We start from the raw sequence: 19,656 nt of genomic DNA, 5'->3' as shown, positions 1-19,656 counted from the left end.
TTGGAGAAGGCCATTCACCAAAGGTTTTTCTTATGGGGAATGATAAGGTACAATAAAATGATAAAAAAAGAAGTGAGGTGGCATATGTGCAGCTACATTTTTTAGGGACAGGCGCAGGCATGCCTTCAAAAGAACGAAATACGAGTGCATTGATGGTAAAACTGTTAGATGAAGTGAGCGAAATGTGGTTATTTGACTGTGGGGAGGCAACACAGCATCAAATCTTACACACGTCATTAAAGCCTCGGAAAGTAACAAAAATTTTCATTACACATTTACATGGGGATCATATTTTAGGATTACCTGGTTTTTTAAGCTCTCGATCCTTTCAAGGAGGAGATGAACCCCTTACGATTTTCGGACCAGCAGGGTTACAGCAATGGATTGAACAAACATTGGCCTTATCCAAAACTCATTTAACGTATCCACTTCGCTTTGTAGAAGTGCAGGAAGGGCTTATTTATGAGGATGCACACTTTACAATTCGTGCAAGAGAACTTCGTCATGTTGTTCCATGCTACGGCTACCGTATTGAACAAAAGGATTTACCGGGCGAGTTATTAATCGACAAAGCACAAGCACTCGGTGTGCCTAAAGGACCGTTGCTTGGACAATTGAAAAATGGCCAAGATATTGTGCTTGAAAACGGCAAAGTGATTCAAGCGAAGGACGTTGTGGCACCTGCAAAAAAAGGCTTCACCCTGACGATTTTAGGTGATACGAAATATTGTGAAGAGGCCATACAGTTGTCGATGGGTGCTGATATCCTGGTGCATGAAGCCACATTTGACGGCACAACAACGGATTTAGCTGCCAGCTATGGCCACGCTACAAATGTGGAGGCGGCAAAAGTCGCACAGCAAGCGGGTGCGCAGTATTTACTATTAAATCATTTAAGTGCTCGTTTTCTTCCACATGATTTACCTCAATTTTTGGCAGAAGCACAGGAAATTTTCCCTCAAACGCTCCTGACTGCTGACCAAGCCGTCTTTACATGGCAAAACAATCAATTAATTTAATGTCTAAAAAACATCTATTGCTGCTAATAGATGTTTTTTTGTGAAGAAGATAAAGATTCTTAGCCCAAAAAGCTAAAGAACAGCATGACTGACTTTATCGATCAGTTACATACGACACTAGAAAACCTCCAACTATCAGCAGATACCTATATAGGAAAAATATAGTAGGATAAATAGCTTGTTTCACGTATAATTGAAAAAGGGGTGTGGTGAAATGAATCAACAAAAGATGCCACCAGCACTATTACGATTAATCGTTATTTTTCCAAATGTGCTGAGCTATTTATTACTATTCGGTTTAATTATTTTTGTCATGACCAATTATGAAACATTAAAAGCGACGAACAACCTAACCGTTTGGATTATTTTTATTGTTGTACTAGCACCAGCTGCGACATACACGACTTTCAGTATCGTCAAGAAAATTCGAGCGGGACATATGTAAGTGTATTACGTGTTATCACTAGATTTTTTTCTAGGGTAACACTTTTTTTGACAAGTTGTGCTCAATCGACTATATTTTTGTTAGTTACAACTAACATTTGGGGGAGTTAGAATGAAAAAAGATACAAAAGATAAAATTCTTGCTGCTGCCACAACCTTAATGACGGAAAGGGGCTACTCGAATGTGTCGGTGAAAGATATTGCCTCAACTGCTGGTGTTAGCGAAATGACTGTTTTCCGTCATTATGAAACAAAATTGGGTATCCTACAAGCAGTGCTACATCATCATTCTTATATCCCATACTTTGAGCATTTATTTGCGCAAGAGTTATCAGGGGACCTTGCTAATGACTTACAGCAGATTGCCAATACATATCTAGCTTTTATGGAGAAAAATAAACCTATTTTTCTTATTACAACCCAAGATAGAAGTTTGCTACCTGGATTAATGGATACCATTTCGGATAACCAAACGAAGCAATTGCTCCAATTATTAGCTGCTTATTTCCAATCTCAAATCGAACAAGGAAGGATGAAGGAAATAGATACAAAAGGACAGGCTATTGTTTTTTTAACAAGCCTTTTTGGATTTTTTGTATCAAATGCATTATGGGATTATCATTTCTTAAAAGATCAAAGGGATACTTTTGTTCATAATTTAATAACTAATTTTGTGAGTGGAGTTATTGTATAACTTTCACTCACACAACTTTACTATATTTTTTTAAAACAAAATGTTAGTTAGTACTAACATACATAGAAGAGGGGGTTTATATGAATAGAAAAAGAAATTTAATAGTAGCTATTTTACTAGCTGCTGCATTTGTGTCTATTCTCAATCAGACATTATTACTTATTGCTATGCCACCAATAATGGAAGATTTCAAGATAGATGCCAATTTAGCACAATGGCTCACAACTGTGTATTTATTAACAAATGGCATTCTTATCCCGATTACAGCTTTTCTAATCGGTCGTTTCTCGAATCGTTTACTGTTAATAGTTGCCCTCACTTTATTTAGTGTCGGAACTTTTTTAGGCGCATTTGCACCATCTTTTACAGTTTTACTTTTAGCACGAATCATTCAAGCGGCTGGTGCAGGTGTTATTATGCCTTTAATGCAAACGGTATTATTAACGTTGTATCCGAAAGAAAAAAGAGGTTCTATTATGGGATTGGCAGGTCTTGTTACAGGTTTTGCACCGGCAATAGGCCCAACTTTATCAGGATGGATTTTAGAGCAGCTTACATGGAGACATTTATTTTTTACGGTATTACCTGTTTCGGTCATTGTATTGACAGTGGCCACAATTTTTATGAAAAATGTAACGACTAAAAAAGAGCGGCAGTTAGATAGTCTATCAATTGTCTATTCTTCGTTAGGTTGGGGTGGCCTATTATATGGATTCAGTATAGCTGGAGCGGTTGGATTCAAATCGATGCAAGTATTTGTACCGCTAGTAATTGGTGGGATTATGCTTCTTCTATTTATTAGACGTCAGCTTCAATTACCCAAACCGATGCTTGAATTTCGTGTATTTCAATCAAAGATCTTTTCCATTACAACTTTTTTATCGGGTTTGGTTTATGCGCTCATGATCGGCATTCAAATATTATTAACCTTTTATATTCAAAATGTACGTCAACTTTCGGCATTGGAAACAGGGCTGGTGTTATTGATAGGTGCCCTTGTAATGGGCTTTATGTCTCCAGTGACCGGTAAAATTTTTGATAAGGTTGGAGGAAAAGGCTTGGCACTTGTAGGCTTTACAAGCATTTTACTTGGCTCAAGTTTTTTAATGTGGGTATCAATGCATACAAAACTCTGGCTCATTGCAGGGACATTTACAATCATTTCTTTTGGTATATCAATGATCATGATGCCACTTACAACTGCAGGCATGAACGCTTTACCTACCCATTTGATGGCACATGCGACAGCAGTTAATAGCACGCTGCGTATGGTTGGGGGAGCATTGGTAACAGCATTGCTGGTAACAATCATGAGTACCGTGTCAACATTACAACAGCCAATGGATGCAGCTAACGCCTTGTTAAATGGAATCCGTGCGTCTTTCTTTGTGACAACATTATTGAGTGCCATAGGGTTACTATTATCTTTCTACTTAAGTAAAGAAAACAAGGCTGAATAACCATTACGCTTGTTTCATTCAAATGCACTGCGCATAAAAATAGCCCACCTAGAGAAACTAAGGCAAGAAGAGACTTCGCAGTTATAGAAAAGAGAGGTGCTTTTTGTGAATCCAATCAATTGTGATTTTTCACCGATGAAAGAAACATTAAAGGATGAGCTTCTCCAAGTAATTTTGTCCTTGCAGCAAAGTGTTGAAGAAATGGATACAAATACGAATTGTCTTCTCGGCAATTTTGAAAAAATTAAAGAGAGATTTATGACAATTGAAATGAAGGCGGCTACGTTTTATTTAAATTGTTATCTTTCCCCGTTTACAGAAAAGTATCCGGAATTGTCGCATAGTGTGCAAAATATGTCATTGAGAAGGCATGGTGGTTTAATTGTAATTCAGCGACAAGATGCTTTAGAGGCTTTCATTCAGCCTGGTATTCATATCGGTGCAGATTTAACTCATTCCTTATTAGAATCTATTTTCTTCCCGGGCAATCCGTTACATGATGGGGCAGTGTTAGTCAATCGTAATCAGATAGAGTCAGCAGCCAACGTACTGCCACTGTCAGAGCGTTACACGGGTGAAAAAAAATTAGGAACAAGACATCGAGCTGCGCTAGGATTAAGTGAGATGAGTGATGCTCTTGTAATGGTTGTTTCCGAAGAAACAGGCAAAATCTCCTTCGCCTTTCAAGGCAATCTATATCCCATTTCAACACCTGGCATCATATAGGGATATTCCCTATGAATAAATATCTCAAATTCAAGATATTTTTCTTGCTAAGTTATCACTTGCGTGGTAAAGTGATAACTGAAGGGAGGATGAAGTCGTGAGAAATCATACATTAGGCTCATTAACATGGATTCGTATGATGCGCTTTACAACCCAAAGTAATCAGCTATCGAATGAATTTTTAAAACGTTTTGATTTAACAACAGCACAATTCGATGTTCTGATTCAAATTCAAACTTATGCACCTATTACACAATCTCAATTAGCAAAGAAAGTAACGGTTACTCAAGGGGGCATGTCTCGTATGCTTGCCCGACTTGAAAAAGAGGGACTAATTGAGCGTAAGCAAAATTGGAAGACTAAAACAATTTCATTGACGGCAAAAGGGGAGCACATGATTCAAGCTGCAACCCCCAGTCAGCTTCACTTCCAGTCCTCATTTTTTGAAGAAGTGTTAACAGATGAAGAACTAAAATCTTTATATAAAGTCATGACAAAGCTTGAAAAGCATAGTCGAGAAAAAAAATTGCCACCTGTGTAATTTTTTTTGCATCGTCACTTGCTTAGTCAAGTGAAAACGAGAAGGAGGAAATTGAGGATGCACAAATTAAACGGACACCATCATATTTCGATGCTGACGAAAAATGGCAAACAAAATAATCATTTTTACACTAAAATTCTAGGGCTACGCCGTGTGAAAAAAACAGTAAATCAAGACTCACCATCTATGTATCACTTATTTTATGGTGACTTAACAGGAGCACCTGGTACTGAATTGACATTTTTCGAAATGCCGGTTGCGGGACGTACAGTGAGAGGGACGAATGCCATTACACGTATTGGCTTACTCGTACCAAGCTTTGAAAGCTTACTTTATTGGCAGGAGCGTTTTCAAGAGCTAGGAGTTGAACATAGTGGCCTCACATCGTATGCAGGTAAAGATGCGTTATTTTTTGAAGACCACGAAGGATTACGGATGGTGCTGTTAAACCATCAGGGGAAGGAAGCGCCTGCTCAATGGCAAACATGGGATGGCACAGATATACCAGAAGAACATCGCATTTTAGGGATGGGTACAATTGAAATCACTGTACGTTATTTACAACGAACAGTAAATTTACTAAAAGATTTATTTCACTATTCAGTGGTTGAAGATGATGACAAAGAAGCCATTCTGCAATCAAGTGAAGGGGAAGTGCATGGAGAAATTGTCGTCAAGGAATTAGAAGGGCCAAGCGAGAAACCTGGTAAGGGCAGTATCCATCACCTTGCATTACGTGTCTCAACCGTTGAAGAGTTACGGCAATGGGAAGATAAAATTAAGGAGCGAGGATTGGAGAGTTCAGGTGTCGTTGATCGTTATTATTTCCACAGTCTTTATTTTAGAGATCGTAACGGTATTTTATTTGAAATAGCAACAGATGGCCCAGGGTTTACAGTGGATTCCGCCATCGAGGACCTAGGAAAAGAGCTCGATCTTCCACCGTTTTTAGAACAGAAACGTGCGGATATTGAAGCGATTTTAGAACCACTTGATTAAGGAGAGAGAACATGATGGAAAAATATCGTATTAATCAATCACAAGGACTAGAATTTGGATTATATTCTTTAGGTGACCATATTCCAAACCCATTAACAGGACACCGTATTTCTGCACAGCAGCGATTAAAAGAGCTAGTAGAGGCTAGTCAATTAGCAGAGCAAGCTGGTATTGATGTTTTCGGTGTTGGTGAAAGTCATCAAGCTTATTTCACAACACAAGCACATACAGTCGTGTTAGGTGCAATCGCGCAAGCAACATCAAAAATTAAGCTGTCTAGTTCTGCAACGGTATTAAGTGTTTCGGATCCTGTACGTGTCTATGAGGATTTTGCCACAATTGATTTATTATCGGATGGTCGTGCGGAAATTGTTGCGGGACGTGGTTCGCGAGTAGGGGCCTATCATTTGCTTGGTGTTGATTTACATGATTATGAAGAGCTTTTTGAGGAAAAATTAGAGCTACTTATGAAAATCAATGATGAAGAGCTTGTGACGTGGGAGGGCCAATTCCGTGCACCACTCCATCATGCACAAATATTACCGCAGCCAAAAAATGGCTCATTACCGATTTGGCGCGCTGTCGGTGGCCCTCCTGCCAGTGCTATCAAGGCGGGCTATATGGGAATCCCTATGATGCTCACAACATTAGGAGGACCAGCTGTTAATTTTAAACCATCTGTAGACGCCTATCGAGAAGCGGCAGAGCGACAAGGCTATGATCCAAAGGAATTGCCAGTTGCGACAACAAGCTTATTTTATGTAGCAGACACAACGAAAGAGGCTTTACAAGGTATGTATCCACATTTAAACGGTGGTTTCCAAGCCATTCGTGGTGGAGGGTATCCAAAACAACAATTTGCTCAAGCTACTGATACACGTGATGCCTTGATGGTCGGTAGTAAGGAAGAGATTATAGAGAAATTACTCTATCAGTATGAATTATATGGTATGCAACGTTTTATGGCACAAATTGATTTCGGTGGGGTACCGTTCGATAAAATCATGAAAAACATTGAAATAATCGGCAATGATATTATCCCTGCAATAAAAAAATATACAGTAAAATAAGGAGTGTACCATCATGAAAATAGTCGCGCTTGCCGGTTCGATTGTCGGTTCCAAAACAAGAACAGCTACGCTTAAAATGGTTGATCTATTACAAAAAAAATACCCAGAGCATGAAGTCACGCTACTGGATCTCGCAGACTATCAGCTAGTATTTAGTGACGGTCGCAATTACTTTGACTATGATGGTGATACAAAATATGTCACAGAAACGATTATGGCTGCAGATGCTATTGTCATTGGGACACCAACCTTCCAAGCTTCTATACCCGCTACATTAAAAAATATCTTTGACCTGTTACCTGTCAATGCCTTTCGCGATAAAGTGGTTAGTGTCATTGTGACTGCGGGGACGTCAAAGCACTATTTAATGGTGGAGCAACAACTAAAGCCAATCCTTGCCTATATGAAAGCACATATAGTTCCGACTTATGTATTTATAGAAGAAAAGGATTTTTTACGCAAAGAAATTGTCAACGATGATGTCCTTTTCCGTCTAGAACGATTGGCTGAGGATACAGTTATGGTTACGGATGCTTTTGCAGATATTCGGGCAAAAAAAGATGCAGAATATGATTTTTAAGATTAATAGAAGAAACGCTGTGTTAGTAGTAGGACACAGCGTTTTTTTGTGCTTCAGGCTAGCTATTTGACCATTGAAACCATCGTGCATGACCGTCTGGACTTTCCATTGTACGAATGGACTCGATTGTGCCTTGATTCATAAAATCCTGATGTAGCTGTCCATCAAATAAATTGTTATAGCAATGGTAGAGCGGTCGTTCCATGCTAATCTCTTTTAATTGTTCTAGTAAAGAATGTCGTAATTCGAGTGGTATTTGATTGGCAACATGTGTATGATACACCACCAACATAGCTTCTTGCTCAACTGTCCGACTGAGCTTTTTAATCAATTGAATAGCATCTCCTTTAACCAATTGAATATCTATTTCATTCATGATTGGGAGAGCTTGATTGACTAATGTTCTGCGCTCATGGTGTTCAGGCCAAATCAAAGCCTGAAGCCATTGGCATTCTTTCATATCCCGCAAATCTATCGGATTTAAATCGATACCTATTCGTTGACAAACAACAGGAGGCTTTGACAGAGAGGCAGGCAATGGTTCACCACGATTTTCTGAAATCAACATGATATCATTTTCAGTATTGGTAATGGCTAATTGTTGGTTATAGCAATAATTGTAGTGATCCATGCCAAGCTGCAACCCTGCACTTGCTCCAATTTCAATGAAAGCTAGCGGTTGTTGATGCTTGTCATAAATTTCAGTCATCATTGGGTAGAGATAGGAACAACGTCGAATTTCATTTGTTTGGACAAGCCTTTCTTGTAACAATGTCTTTAATTCATTTGTATGGGACAGTACAAATGCTTTAAAAGCAGGGAACACCTCCTGTATTGGGAGAGGAGAGGGTGTTAAAGATGCATAATAATGAGTTAATGGCTCATCAGATGTTGCTAACAAATAATGAACTGCTGCCAACAATAAATTGGGCGCAGGCTGACCCTGTGGGATCAAGGAGGCAATAGCTAACAAATCCTCATCATTGGCAATTTTATAAGCTAAATGTTCATACAGTGGGCTTGATCCTTTGCATTCATTTTTGGCAAACAACAGAAATTGTTGACTTAATGTAGTATTTAGCATACGTTTCTCTCCTTTTGGTAGCATCTATATTAATTATCAGTCTATTATTATTGTATAATTTAGTAAATTAAATATATTTAATGAATTTAATTAAAAATTTTAATCAAGGAGGTGAGATGTTGGAATATAAGTGGGTCCAATCTTTTATTGTCGCAGCTCAAACTTGTAATTTTCGAACAGCAGCGGAGCAACTGCATTTATCACAGCCAAGCATTACCGTCCATATCCAGCAGTTAGAGGAATTTTTACATGTCCAATTGTTCAAGCGTGAAAAAAACCGTGTCCAATTAACGGACGCTGGAAAGCTGTTTAAACTGGAAGCACAGCAGATGATGAGCCAGTGGGAGCAAAGTATTGAACGTATCCGATTAGCAAGTATAGGTATTCAGGAGAAGATGATTATTGCGATGACCCCTTTAATGGTTGAAACTATATTGCCTCATGTCATCTATCAATTTAGCAATGACAATCCGACACTTGAAATAGCAATTTTAGTAGAAGATTCAACGAAAATAGAAGATTTAGTCAATCAGGATAAGGCCGATATCGGTATTTCGTTATTACCTACACGTTATCGACAATGGTATCAAGAATTACTTATCGATAGTCCACTCGAGTTAGTTATTCCACTTGATGCCTATGATGATGAAACAGGAACCTATATTGATTATGAGGAGCTATTTCAAACGTACACTTTGTTTACGCACCATCATCCAACCATTTGGGGAGAGTTATTACATAAATTAAGAGAAAAATATGTTGTAACGAAGCAAGTATCCATTTCTCAATCGTATGTGGTAAAACGCTTTATTAAAGATGGGTTAGGGATGTCATTTTTACCTCGTATGATTGTAAGAAAAGAACGGATGGAGGGGCGATTTAATATTGTTCCTTTTGAAGCTTTCCCATTACCTAGTGTGCCAGTATACTTATTTTATAAAGAGTCTACACAGGTTACACAGGGATTGGTCGATGTATTGCAAACAAGAAATTATTTATAATTCACACGACGTTCAAAAATGCAATATACATGATGCAGTTAGTTGAAAGGGTTTTCAAAAATATCCTAACTAATTATGTTATCATAGAGTTCTAGAGAGCAAGGGGGCAATAAATATGGTATTTTCTCTTTTTAAAAAAAAGAAAGCAGCACAGCCACAGCCATTTAAAAATAGAGTTGAGTTTTGTATCACTAATTTGTCACTGGGTGCAGCAGATGCGTATGACATATTAATGGAACGTGATGAGATAGATATCGAGGAGTCGGGTTGCACATCCCATTGTGAAATTTGCGAGCAAGGTATTTTTGCAATAGTAAATGGAGAAGTTGTGACAGCAGATGATGCGGAGACATTAGTACAGGCTATAGATGAAGAATTAAAACAAAATCCACTTTTCTAATGAAAAACAGCTTGCTAGATAGCAAGCTGTTTTTGCTGGATACTCATTTACCAACCACGAGCGTATTGTACAGGTGGTTGAACTTCTTCGCCTAATTCTTTAGCCGCATGTAATGGCCAGTAGGGTTCCCGTAGTAAAACACGTGCTAAGAAAATTAAATCTGCCCGATTGTTTTGGAGAATTTCTTCAGCTTGAATGGCACTTGTTATCAGGCCAACAGCGCCAGTAGGGATGTCAGCCCCGTGCTTGATGGCCTCGGCATGTGGTACCTGATAGCCAGGAAAGACATTAATCGCTGCATGGACAACACCACCTGTTGAGACATCGACTAAATCAACACCTTGGGATTTCATCCAGCGACTAAAGACGATGAAATCCTCCATTGTCGTGCCATCTTCCGCATAATCCTCTGCAGAGACACGCACCAATAAAGGCCCCTCCCAAACACTGCGAATCGCATCGATAACTTGACGAAGGATACGATAGCGATTTTCTTGTGAACCACCGTATTGATCTTGACGTTTATTGGAAGCAGGTGATAAAAATTCGCTAATTAAATAGCCGTGTGCGCCATGAATTTCTAGCACATCAAAGCCAGCTTTTGCGGCACGAACTGCTGCTTGTTTAAATGCTTCTACAACATAGTGAATGTCATCTTCAGTCATTTCCGTCGGGGTTTTATAATCTGAACTAAAGGCAATGGCTGAAGGGGCAAAAATTTCACCATCTACTGCTGCCTTCCGCCCAGCGTGGCCAAGCTGGATACCTGCTTTTGCACCATAAGCTTTTATTCCTTCCACTACTTGACGCAAGCCTTCAATATGTGCATCATCCCAAATTCCTAAATCTTTATTGGAGATGCGCCCTTCTGGAACAACACCTGTCGCTTCTAAAATAATTAAACCAACTTGACCTGCTGCACGTGTGGCATAATGGACCAAATGAAAAGGTGTTACCATGCCATCATCTTCAGCAGAGTACATGCACATCGGTGCCATGACAACACGATTTTTTAAGGAGATTGATTGCAATTGATAAGGTTCAAATAATTTACTCAAAATAAAGCCTCCTAATTCCTAGTGATACACTTTATTTTGCACATAATATTAACCATTTGCAAGTGAACGAGATCGAGCCTCTGCTTCTTTAATGCATGCTTCGATGGCTTCATTAAATTGATATTGCTCTAAAGCTTGAATACCTGCCTCCGTCGTGCCGCCTGGACTTGTAACCTTTTTGCGTAAAACATCTGGTTCATCTACTGATTGCTTAAGCATTTCGGCCGTACCTGCTAATGTTTGAGTCATTAAAAGTCGCACAGTATCTTTGGATAACCCCACCTTCGTACCTACTCGTTCAAAGGCTTCCATTAAATAATAAATGTATGCAGGACCACTGCCTGAAAGAGCTGTTACAGCGTGTAATTGATCCTCATCAACTTCAATAACAGAGCCGACAGCCTCTAATAATTGGAGGAACATGACACGCTGACCTGAAGACACCTCGTTATTAAATGCAATGCCACTTGCTGACATACCAATTGTGGCAGACGTGTTAGGCATCACTCTTGCTACAGGGCGATTCCCTAAATATTCTGTAATGGTAGTAATGGCAATTCCCGCTAGAATCGACAGGATAGCAGATTGCTCCGTAATCTTAGATTGAAGGTCACACATCGCGGCAATAGCATCTTTTGGCTTCATCGCTAAAATAATAAGATCCGCCTCCTTGTAAATCGCCTGATCAAACAGACAATGAACGCCATATGTTTCTTGTAGAAATTGTAAGCGTTCTTTGTCAGAGCGATTGGTGACGTAAATTTCCTGTGGGGTAAAGACCTTTTCCTTAATCCAGCCCTGTATCAATGCCTCTGCCATCGACCCTGCACCGATAAATAAAATTTTTTTCATGAACAAAACCTCCAGTTCAAAATAAAAAAGCGCTCTCGTCCTTATTTCGAAGGACGAAAACGCTATTGTTTCCGCGGTACCACCTTTGTTTGCCATTAGTTGGCACAACTCTTAGCCCTTTTATCGCAAGGGAAACGGTTATGTTTACATAACTGCTCAGAAGTAGGTTCGGTAATGGGAGTGGGTGATGTTACTTTCAGCATATGTAACACTCTCTAACACCTTCACCAGTTACGTACTTGGCTTCCTCAACGCACATAAATAATTAGATTATTCAAAATTATAGTGATGAATCGGCAACGTGTCAACAGGAGGATGACGAAAACAGAAAAAACTTGTAAAATAGAATGAATCAGTATTCACTAGCGTTTGAAAAGGGGGAGACAACTTTGTCTATATACAAAATAGAAATACCAACACCCTATGAAGTAGGAGATGTCAACGCATTTGTTGTCAAAGGCGATGCACTTAGCATATTTGATGTTGGACCAAAAACAATGGAAGCCTATGATGCTTTGAAATGGGGGATTCGAGCAGCTGGCTTTGACATGCGTGATATTGAACAAGTTGTGTTAACCCATCATCATCCAGATCATGCTGGATGGGTCGATGCTTTTCCACATGCAGAAATTTTGGGGCATGCCTATAATGATAAATGGCTACGTCATGATGAAGAATTTTTACGCTATCACGAGCAATTTTATAGTGAGCGTTTGTTGGAGCATGGGGTACCACAAGAATATATTTCAAAAAGTGTACATGTTCGTCGTGAATTAGAGCTAGTGGGCGAACGGCCATTAACACAAATCTTGGCAGATGGAGATGAAGTGCCTGGTCATCCAGGATTAAAGGCGATTGAAACTTTGGGTCATGCTCAAAGTCATTTTATTTTCTGGGATGAAAAAACACATCATGTTATTGGCGGTGATTTATTACTCGAAAAAATAACGCCAAACCCATTAATAGAGCCACCATTGGATCGTACGATTGGACGACCAAAATCATTACTGCAATATAATGAATCTCTTGAAATTTTACGCCAATTACCTGTCAAAATGATGCATACAGGGCATGGGGCAGAGCTAGTGGATATACCATATTTAATTGATAAACGTTTAGAGCGTCAGCACCAGCAATCGATGAAGGTGTATGAATTATTAGGAGACGATCAATTAACGGTTGTACAAGTAACAAAACGGCTGTATCCAGCTATTTTCCAGCATCAGCTTGGCTTAACCCTTTCCAAAACACTAGGTCATTTAGATTATTTAGAAGCCAGAAATTATATAACTTCTACAAAAACGGAAGCAGGTATTTATTTATTTCAAAGGAAGTAGGTTCATACATGAATAACCATAACAAGACGATCTTTGTGACTGGAGCGACAAGTGGTGTAGGCTTAAAAATTACAGAATTGCTTGTTGCACAAGGCCATACGGTATATGCCACAGGTCGCAATGCTGTCGCTCTAAAAGTACTAGAACGATTAGGAGCACATGTCATTCAAGCAGATTTAACTAATTTACATACACTGGATGATGTTTGTGCACAGCTCCCCCCTCTTGATGTTGCGATTCTCTCAGCAGGCGTTGGAAAATTCGCTAATGCATCTGCCTTAATGGATGAGGATATTGCTCAAATGATCGAATTGAATGTCAGTGTACCAATCTATCTTGCGAAAAGATTAGCCTCTACGATGATGGAGCGTCAACAAGGCCATTTGATATTCATCGGTTCACAGGCGGGAAAGGTAGCTACCCCGAAAGCGAGTGTCTATGCTGCTACAAAACATGCGATAGTAGGTTTTACAAATGGACTTCGAATGGAGTTAGCACCTTACATGGTCAACGTAACCGCTATCCATCCTGGTCCAATTGATACACCATTTTTAGATAAGGCAAATGATGCAAGTGGTTATCGAGAGTCCCTAGGTAGATTTTTATTATCAGCCGAGGAAGTGGCAAGAGCAACAGTGAAAACGATCGAACGCCCAGTACGTGAAGTCAACTTACCAAAAATCATGGGATTATCAAGTAAATTATATGCACTTGCGCCTGCAACCATTGAATTTTTAGGCAAATCGTTTTTCCATAAGAAATAACAAAAATCTAACTGTAAACATGCTTTATGCGTGTCTACAGTTTTTTTCATATTTATGTAAATTTGTTGATATAGTAGTGAAAATGAAGCAAATAAAGGAGAATACGATGTATACAATCGGACAAGTTGCTAAATTTTTAGGCATTACAAGAGATACAATCAAATTTTATGAGGAAAAGGAATTGGTAAGACCACAGCATAATAGAGAAAACGGGTATAGAACCTACAATCATTTTGATATCTATGATTTAACAACGATCAACTTTTATAGAGAAATTGATTTGGAAATCAAAAAAATCCAGGAATTAAGAAAAGGCAAGAGCATTGAAGGGATTCAATCTATAGTAGAAGAGAAAGAACAGGAAGTGTTAGAGGAGATTGCTTATAAAAAGCTCCAATTAAAAAAGCTCCAGCTCGTAAAAGAAGACTGCGAAAAAATAAAACAATTTTTAGGAAACTACACGATAAAAGAAATGAAACCTCTAGAAGTAATGGGGGAGATCGACCATTATAAAGCTTATGATGATTATGACACGTTAAAAGAAAACACTGACAGTTTAAAAAAAGCGGTGATTCTTACTTCGTTAAGAAGAGTCATACGGTTCAATGATGAAGGCATGGTAGAAAATCAATTTGTGATTGTCAGGAAAGTAGAAGATGGTGAAAACATAATCGATGGAGACATTGTAGCTCATCCCAAATGTTTGTATACAGTCATTGAAGATGGGCGATGGTCTACGGGTGGCAAAAATACAGACGAAAAAGTGGAAGCGAGCATTAGACAAGTAGCCAAAGAATACGGCTATGAACTGGTAGGGCTTGTTTATGTTAACTTATTACTGACCACTTATGAAGAGGGACTTGAACGTATTTTTTTAGAAATGTATGTACCGGTCAAGTAAAGAAAAAATACGATTGACCTGTGAGTAACCCCCAGGTTTATGCTAAAGGTATTCGTAGTGAAATGGGGGATTTAACATGAGTAGAACAAAGAAGCTTAAAAGACCAGTAGCAAGCTTTATACTTTTAACTAATGTCATTTTTTGGCCACTTTTTTGCCTTGTGGGAGCCATCAAGCTTTTAGGGCTTCCAACTTGGGTGTTTGACGTAGTTCGCTGTTTGTCAGCTTGGTCATCAACGTTTGCCTTTGCCATCTTATTTAAAAAAATCTATCCTACGCAAAGCTTTGCCCACTTTGTGAAAAAGAAATTAACCAATAAGCTTCATCTTTCAGTCATTGTTGTTGTACTGGCAATACAAGTCTCTATCTTTTTCATGATTGTCTTTCTTGTATGGAATAAGGAAGGGGTAGACTCTATTTTGACAATATCTTCTTGGGGGATGCTAAGCTATTACTTTATTAAAAATCTTTTATCTGGACCATTAGGTGAAGAATTAGGATGGCGAGGCTTTGCACTACTAGAGCTTCAAAAGAAATATTCCCCATTAATAGCTTCCATCATCATAGGATTTTGGTGGGGGATGTGGCATGTACCAATTTGGCTTACAACAGGATTTATGGGGATAGATTTAATCAAATATAGTTTATTCTTTATGTTGTCTATCATAGCAACGAGTATCATCATGGCAGCATTTTATAATTTAAACCAAAATCTCATCATCCCCATTATCATTCATCAGTTCTTTAATTTTTTTATTGGTTTGATCAATGGCAACTTAGTCGATTTATTAATGTACAATGCCATTCTTTATTCACTAGCCGCCATTCTTCTTATTTTAATTAACCCCAAAAATGTATTATATAAGACCATTCCCATGAATAATTAGAAAAGAATCCAGTTTTTAAGATGGATTCTTTTTTTTTGTTCATTGCTAAATTTATATTGTATACATTTATATAAATAGTAAAAAAGCGTTTTTTAGAGTAAATATTCGTGTTACCATCATGACTTAATGTCTGCAGTGACAGACTTTTGACAGGAAAAATAATTGTCTATGAATTTATAAAAATACACTTGTATTTATTTTTATAACATGATACTATTCGTGTATAAACTTTTAAATGAATGTATAAACATACATATCTATAGTGCAATGGAGGCGCATTTTTAATGGCAAATAAAAAAGTTGTATTAGCTTATTCAGGTGGACTTGATACTTCGGTAGCAATTCCATGGTTAAAAGAACAAGGTTGGGATGTAATTGCAGTATGTCTTGACGTTGGCGAAGGAAAAGATCTTGAATTCGTAAAAAATAAAGCTCTTCAAGTAGGAGCTATTGAATCTTATATGGTGGATGCAAAAGACGAATTTGCTGAGGAATATGCATTAATTTCATTACAAGCACATACTTGGTATGAACAAAAATATCCATTAGTATCAGCACTTTCTCGTCCTTTAATCTCAAAAAAATTAGTAGAGATTGCGAACCAAGTAGGCGCAGATGCTGTTGCACATGGTTGCACAGGAAAAGGAAATGACCAAGTTCGTTTTGAAGTTTCCATTAAAGCTTTAAACCCTGATTTAGAAGTTTTAGCACCTGTACGTGAGTGGGGTTGGAGCCGTGATGAGGAAATCGAATATGCGATGAAACATAATGTACCGATTCCAGCGACATTAGACTCACCATTTTCAATTGACCAAAACTTATGGGGACGTGCCAATGAAGCAGGTATTATGGAAGATCCGTGGGTGTCTCCACCAGAAGAAGCTTACGGTTTAACCGTTTCTGTTGAAAATGCACCAAATGAAGCTGAATATGTGGAAATCGAATTTGTTGCTGGTAAACCAGTAGCCTTAAACGGTAAAGAAATGAAGCTAGCAGATTTAATTCAAGAATTAAATGCGGTAGCAGGTGCACATGGCGTAGGACGTATCGATCACGTGGAGAATCGTCTAGTTGGTATTAAATCTCGTGAAGTGTATGAAATTCCAGGCGCAAAAGTGTTGTTAACAGCTCATAAAGAACTGGAAGACTTAACACTTGTAAAAGAATTAGCACACTTCAAGCCAGTAATTGAGAAGAAGCTATCTGAATTAATTTACGATGGTTTATGGTTCTCACCATTACGTGATGCACTTGAAGCGTTCCTTGCACAATCACAGCAATATGTAAATGGTACAGTACGTGTGAAACTGTTCAAGGGTCACGCCATTGTAGAAGGACGTAAATCACCGAATTCACTATACAATGAAAAGCTAGCAACATACTCCAAGGAAGATCAATTCAATCACGCTTCCGCAGTTGGCTTTATCGAATTATGGGGTCTACCAACTGTAGTGAATTCTTCTGTTAATAAAAAGTAATATTGAACGAGCAATGTGTGGTGAGGCATTTGTGTTTTCACTACACTTTGGCTAAGGACTAAAGGAAAAGGTGAGCTGACATGACAAAACTTTGGGGTGGACGTTTCCAAAAATCAGCAGAAGCATGGGTAGACGAGTTTGGCGCATCCATTGGCTTTGACCAGCAACTTGTGCTAGAGGACCTTGAAGGTAGTGTTGCACATGTCACAATGCTTGGTGCAACAGGAATTTTACCGGCAGCTGACGTAGAGGCCATACTAGGTGGTCTTGCCCAATTAAAAGAAAAGGCAATTGCAGGTGAACTTGAATTTAGCGTTGCCAATGAAGATATACATTTAAATTTAGAAAAAATGCTAATTGATTTAATTGGTCCTGTTGGTGGTAAGCTACACACTGGTCGTAGTCGTAATGACCAAGTAGCAACGGATATGCATCTATTCTTGAAAAAGCGAGTGCAGGAAGCCATTGATTTAATTGTAACATTCCAAGAAACGCTATTAGAGAAGGCACAGGAGCATATTGAAACGATTGCACCTGGTTATACACATTTACAACGTGCGCAACCGATTTCCTTTGCACACCATTTAATGGCCTATTTTTGGATGCTTGAGCGAGATAAACAACGCTTTACAGAATCCGTGAAACGCATAGATATTCTGCCATTAGGAGCAGGGGCTATGGCGGGTACAACTTTCCCAATAGACCGTATAAAATCAGCAGAGTTACTTGGTTTTACTGAAGTATATGCAAACTCTATGGATGCTGTAAGTGACCGTGATTTTATCGTCGAATTTTTAAGTAATTCGTCATTGCTTATGGCCCATCTCTCGCGCTTTGCAGAGGAAATTATTATTTGGTCTACAGATGAATTTAAGTTTATCGAGCTAGATGATGCCTTTTCAACAGGCTCTTCGATTATGCCACAAAAGAAAAACCCTGATATGGCAGAGCTAATTCGTGGGAAAACAGGCCGTGTTTATGGTAACCTTTTGGGCTTATTAACTGTATTAAAGGGTACGCCATTAACGTATAACAAAGATATGCAGGAGGACAAAGAAGGCATGTTCGATACGGTGCATACCATTCTTGGCTCACTTAAAATCTTTGAAGGCATGATTCGTACAATGACCGTTAATACGGAACGTTTACATCAAGCTGTCCATTCCGATTTCTCGAATGCAACGGAGTTAGCAGACTATCTTGCTACAAAAGGGATGCCATTCCGTGAGGCGCATGAGGTGACAGGCAAACTTGTCTTTACATGTATTCAAAAGGGCATTTACTTATTAGATTTACCATTGGAAGAGATGCAGCAGGAAAGTAAGCTCATTGAAGCCGACATTTTTGATGTGCTAGCACCAGAAGCGGCTGTTCGTCGCCGTCATTCCCTTGGTGGAACTGGCTTTGATCAAGTAAAAATTCAAATTGAAAAAGCCAAAGCCTGTCTTCAAGAACATTAATTTTGCGTGCATGTCCAAGTGACTTTTGCATAGATATTCATTAAAGCTGTCCTGTGAGGCACTATGAAAACCTTTAACCTTTTCAACTGAGCCAGAGGGTGAAGTGAAAAAGAGACCCTTACATACGTGAAGGACAATCCCCAATTCTGGAGACGCGGAATTGGGGTTTTTGTATATGGAAAGATGGGGAGGAATTAAGACAATGAATGACCGTTTGACAAAGGGGCTCGAAACAATCAAACAATATGTCACAGAGGAAGAAGCAGCAAGGATGATTGAATCTGATGCCTTAGCCGATGTTGCACCCGATTTACGCAAAATGATTATTGAATTTGCTTATGGTGATGTCTATTCACGACCAGGCCTGGATGTGAAAAGTCGGGCACTTGTTGTTATTACTGCAGTTGTCACACAAGGTGCCACACCACAAACAAAAACACATATCCAGCGAGGTTTACATGCTGGCTTAACACAAACAGAATTGGGCGAGGCACTTTTACAATTAGTACCCTACATTGGCTTTCCAAAGGTACAAAATGCTTTAACAATCGCACAACAAGTTTTTGCAGAAAAAATCATGCATAAAAGCAAAAGCAAAGACTCATAATAAAAGAGGAAACACTTATTAATCTAAGATGATGGGGAGGATGCAGAATGAGTAATTGTCAAACACCCAAAGACCAAGAATCTCAGGAAAGTCCGCCACAACTGTCAACGGTTGAAGCTTCATAAATCTTAAGCCTAAAGGTGAAACAGAACTATTCTGTTTTGCTATAGATTAAGAAGAAGCGTAAACTATACCAGTTAAAAATCAAATAGAGGCAATAAGTGTCCATGGATCCAGAATTATTTCTGGGTCCTTTTTTAGTTTAGTTTGAGGAAACAAGGGTGTTAGAAGATAT

Annotated in this window: 21 protein-coding genes; 18 read left to right on the top strand and 3 right to left on the bottom strand. The window is 38.7% G+C overall.

Annotated features, from left to right (window positions below; all coding sequences use genetic code 11):
* Positions 1 to 86: 86 nt before the first annotated feature.
* The 9 genes from rnz (at position 87) to MKY49_RS13775 (ending at position 7,533) form a co-directional block, all read left to right on the top strand.
* Positions 87 to 1,019 (top strand): ribonuclease Z, encoded by a 933-nt coding sequence (rnz, locus tag MKY49_RS13815; RefSeq protein WP_274793551.1) that lies wholly within the window; start codon positions 87 to 89, stop codon positions 1,017 to 1,019.
* A 214-nt stretch (positions 1,020 to 1,233) separates the two neighbouring features.
* Positions 1,234 to 1,464 (top strand): acyl-phosphate glycerol 3-phosphate acyltransferase, encoded by a 231-nt coding sequence (locus MKY49_RS13810; protein ID WP_274793550.1) that lies wholly within the window; start codon positions 1,234 to 1,236, stop codon positions 1,462 to 1,464.
* Positions 1,465 to 1,575: 111 nt separating this feature from the next.
* The gene (locus MKY49_RS13805; RefSeq protein WP_274793549.1) at positions 1,576 to 2,157 is read left to right on the top strand and encodes a TetR/AcrR family transcriptional regulator; all 582 of its coding nucleotides are present in this window, start codon (positions 1,576 to 1,578) and stop codon (positions 2,155 to 2,157) included.
* An 80-nt stretch (positions 2,158 to 2,237) separates the two neighbouring features.
* Positions 2,238 to 3,617 carry an MDR family MFS transporter gene (locus MKY49_RS13800; protein ID WP_274793547.1) on the top strand — a complete coding sequence of 460 codons (1,380 nt, stop codon included), beginning with the start codon at positions 2,238 to 2,240 and terminating at the stop codon, positions 3,615 to 3,617.
* Positions 3,618 to 3,722: 105 nt separating this feature from the next.
* Positions 3,723 to 4,343: a sporulation-specific diadenylate cyclase CdaS gene (cdaS, locus tag MKY49_RS13795; RefSeq protein WP_312507263.1), complete on the top strand. Its 621-nt coding sequence runs from the start codon at positions 3,723 to 3,725 to the stop codon at positions 4,341 to 4,343.
* A 97-nt stretch (positions 4,344 to 4,440) separates the two neighbouring features.
* Complete coding sequence (locus tag MKY49_RS13790; RefSeq protein WP_274793545.1) at positions 4,441 to 4,884, top strand: MarR family winged helix-turn-helix transcriptional regulator; 444 nt, start codon at positions 4,441 to 4,443, stop codon at positions 4,882 to 4,884.
* 57 nt (positions 4,885 to 4,941) lie between these two features.
* Positions 4,942 to 5,883, top strand: coding sequence for a ring-cleaving dioxygenase (locus MKY49_RS13785; RefSeq protein WP_274793544.1), 942 nt, complete (start codon positions 4,942 to 4,944; stop codon positions 5,881 to 5,883).
* Positions 5,884 to 5,897: 14 nt separating this feature from the next.
* Complete coding sequence (locus MKY49_RS13780) at positions 5,898 to 6,953, top strand: LLM class flavin-dependent oxidoreductase (RefSeq protein ID WP_274797345.1); 1,056 nt, start codon at positions 5,898 to 5,900, stop codon at positions 6,951 to 6,953.
* 13 nt (positions 6,954 to 6,966) lie between these two features.
* A complete protein-coding gene (locus MKY49_RS13775) occupies positions 6,967 to 7,533 on the top strand; it encodes an NADPH-dependent FMN reductase (protein ID WP_274793543.1) in 567 nt (188 codons plus the stop codon).
* Between the two features lie 58 nt (positions 7,534 to 7,591).
* On the opposite strand, the gene MKY49_RS13770 is transcribed toward MKY49_RS13775, so the two are convergent.
* Positions 7,592 to 8,617, bottom strand: coding sequence for a DUF2332 domain-containing protein (locus MKY49_RS13770; protein WP_341386507.1), 1,026 nt, complete (start codon positions 8,615 to 8,617; stop codon positions 7,592 to 7,594).
* 119 nt (positions 8,618 to 8,736) lie between these two features.
* Here MKY49_RS13770 and MKY49_RS13765 point away from each other — a divergent pair, with 119 nt between their 5' ends.
* A complete protein-coding gene (locus MKY49_RS13765) occupies positions 8,737 to 9,618 on the top strand; it encodes a LysR family transcriptional regulator (protein WP_341386506.1) in 882 nt (293 codons plus the stop codon).
* A gap of 115 nt (positions 9,619 to 9,733) precedes the next feature.
* Complete coding sequence (locus tag MKY49_RS13760) at positions 9,734 to 10,018, top strand: DUF1450 domain-containing protein (protein ID WP_341386505.1); 285 nt, start codon at positions 9,734 to 9,736, stop codon at positions 10,016 to 10,018.
* A gap of 47 nt (positions 10,019 to 10,065) precedes the next feature.
* On the opposite strand, the gene namA is transcribed toward MKY49_RS13760, so the two are convergent.
* Together namA and proC are read right to left on the bottom strand one after the other, a co-directional pair.
* Positions 10,066 to 11,076, bottom strand: coding sequence for an NADPH dehydrogenase NamA (gene namA / locus MKY49_RS13755; RefSeq protein WP_274793538.1), 1,011 nt, complete (start codon positions 11,074 to 11,076; stop codon positions 10,066 to 10,068).
* A 48-nt stretch (positions 11,077 to 11,124) separates the two neighbouring features.
* A complete protein-coding gene (proC, locus tag MKY49_RS13750; protein WP_341386504.1) occupies positions 11,125 to 11,928 on the bottom strand; it encodes a pyrroline-5-carboxylate reductase in 804 nt (267 codons plus the stop codon).
* A 347-nt stretch (positions 11,929 to 12,275) separates the two neighbouring features.
* Between proC and MKY49_RS13745 the strand changes: the two genes are divergently transcribed.
* The 7 genes from MKY49_RS13745 (at position 12,276) to MKY49_RS13715 (ending at position 19,361) form a co-directional block, all read left to right on the top strand.
* Positions 12,276 to 13,265 (top strand): MBL fold metallo-hydrolase, encoded by a 990-nt coding sequence (locus MKY49_RS13745; protein ID WP_341386503.1) that lies wholly within the window; start codon positions 12,276 to 12,278, stop codon positions 13,263 to 13,265.
* An 8-nt stretch (positions 13,266 to 13,273) separates the two neighbouring features.
* A complete protein-coding gene (locus MKY49_RS13740) occupies positions 13,274 to 14,029 on the top strand; it encodes an SDR family NAD(P)-dependent oxidoreductase (RefSeq protein ID WP_322611916.1) in 756 nt (251 codons plus the stop codon).
* A gap of 106 nt (positions 14,030 to 14,135) precedes the next feature.
* Positions 14,136 to 14,930: a MerR family transcriptional regulator gene (locus tag MKY49_RS13735; protein ID WP_274793534.1), complete on the top strand. Its 795-nt coding sequence runs from the start codon at positions 14,136 to 14,138 to the stop codon at positions 14,928 to 14,930.
* Between the two features lie 76 nt (positions 14,931 to 15,006).
* On the top strand, positions 15,007 to 15,816 hold the full coding sequence (locus MKY49_RS13730) for a CPBP family intramembrane glutamic endopeptidase (RefSeq protein ID WP_341386502.1): 810 nt from the start codon (positions 15,007 to 15,009) through the stop codon (positions 15,814 to 15,816).
* A gap of 284 nt (positions 15,817 to 16,100) precedes the next feature.
* Positions 16,101 to 17,294, top strand: a complete 1,194-nt coding sequence (locus tag MKY49_RS13725; RefSeq protein ID WP_274793532.1) for an argininosuccinate synthase — start codon at positions 16,101 to 16,103, stop codon at positions 17,292 to 17,294.
* An 80-nt stretch (positions 17,295 to 17,374) separates the two neighbouring features.
* Positions 17,375 to 18,754 (top strand): argininosuccinate lyase, encoded by a 1,380-nt coding sequence (gene argH, locus MKY49_RS13720; protein ID WP_341386501.1) that lies wholly within the window; start codon positions 17,375 to 17,377, stop codon positions 18,752 to 18,754.
* Between the two features lie 202 nt (positions 18,755 to 18,956).
* The gene (locus tag MKY49_RS13715; protein ID WP_341386500.1) at positions 18,957 to 19,361 is read left to right on the top strand and encodes a carboxymuconolactone decarboxylase family protein; all 405 of its coding nucleotides are present in this window, start codon (positions 18,957 to 18,959) and stop codon (positions 19,359 to 19,361) included.
* Positions 19,362 to 19,656: the final 295 nt, after the last annotated feature.

The sequence above is a fragment of the Lysinibacillus sp. FSL M8-0134 genome, from assembly GCF_038069745.1.
GTDB classification, from domain to species: Bacteria; Bacillota; Bacilli; order Bacillales_A; family Planococcaceae; genus Lysinibacillus; species Lysinibacillus irui.
Note: the sequence above shows the minus strand (reverse complement) of the source record. Positions and strands in the feature narration are given on the sequence as shown.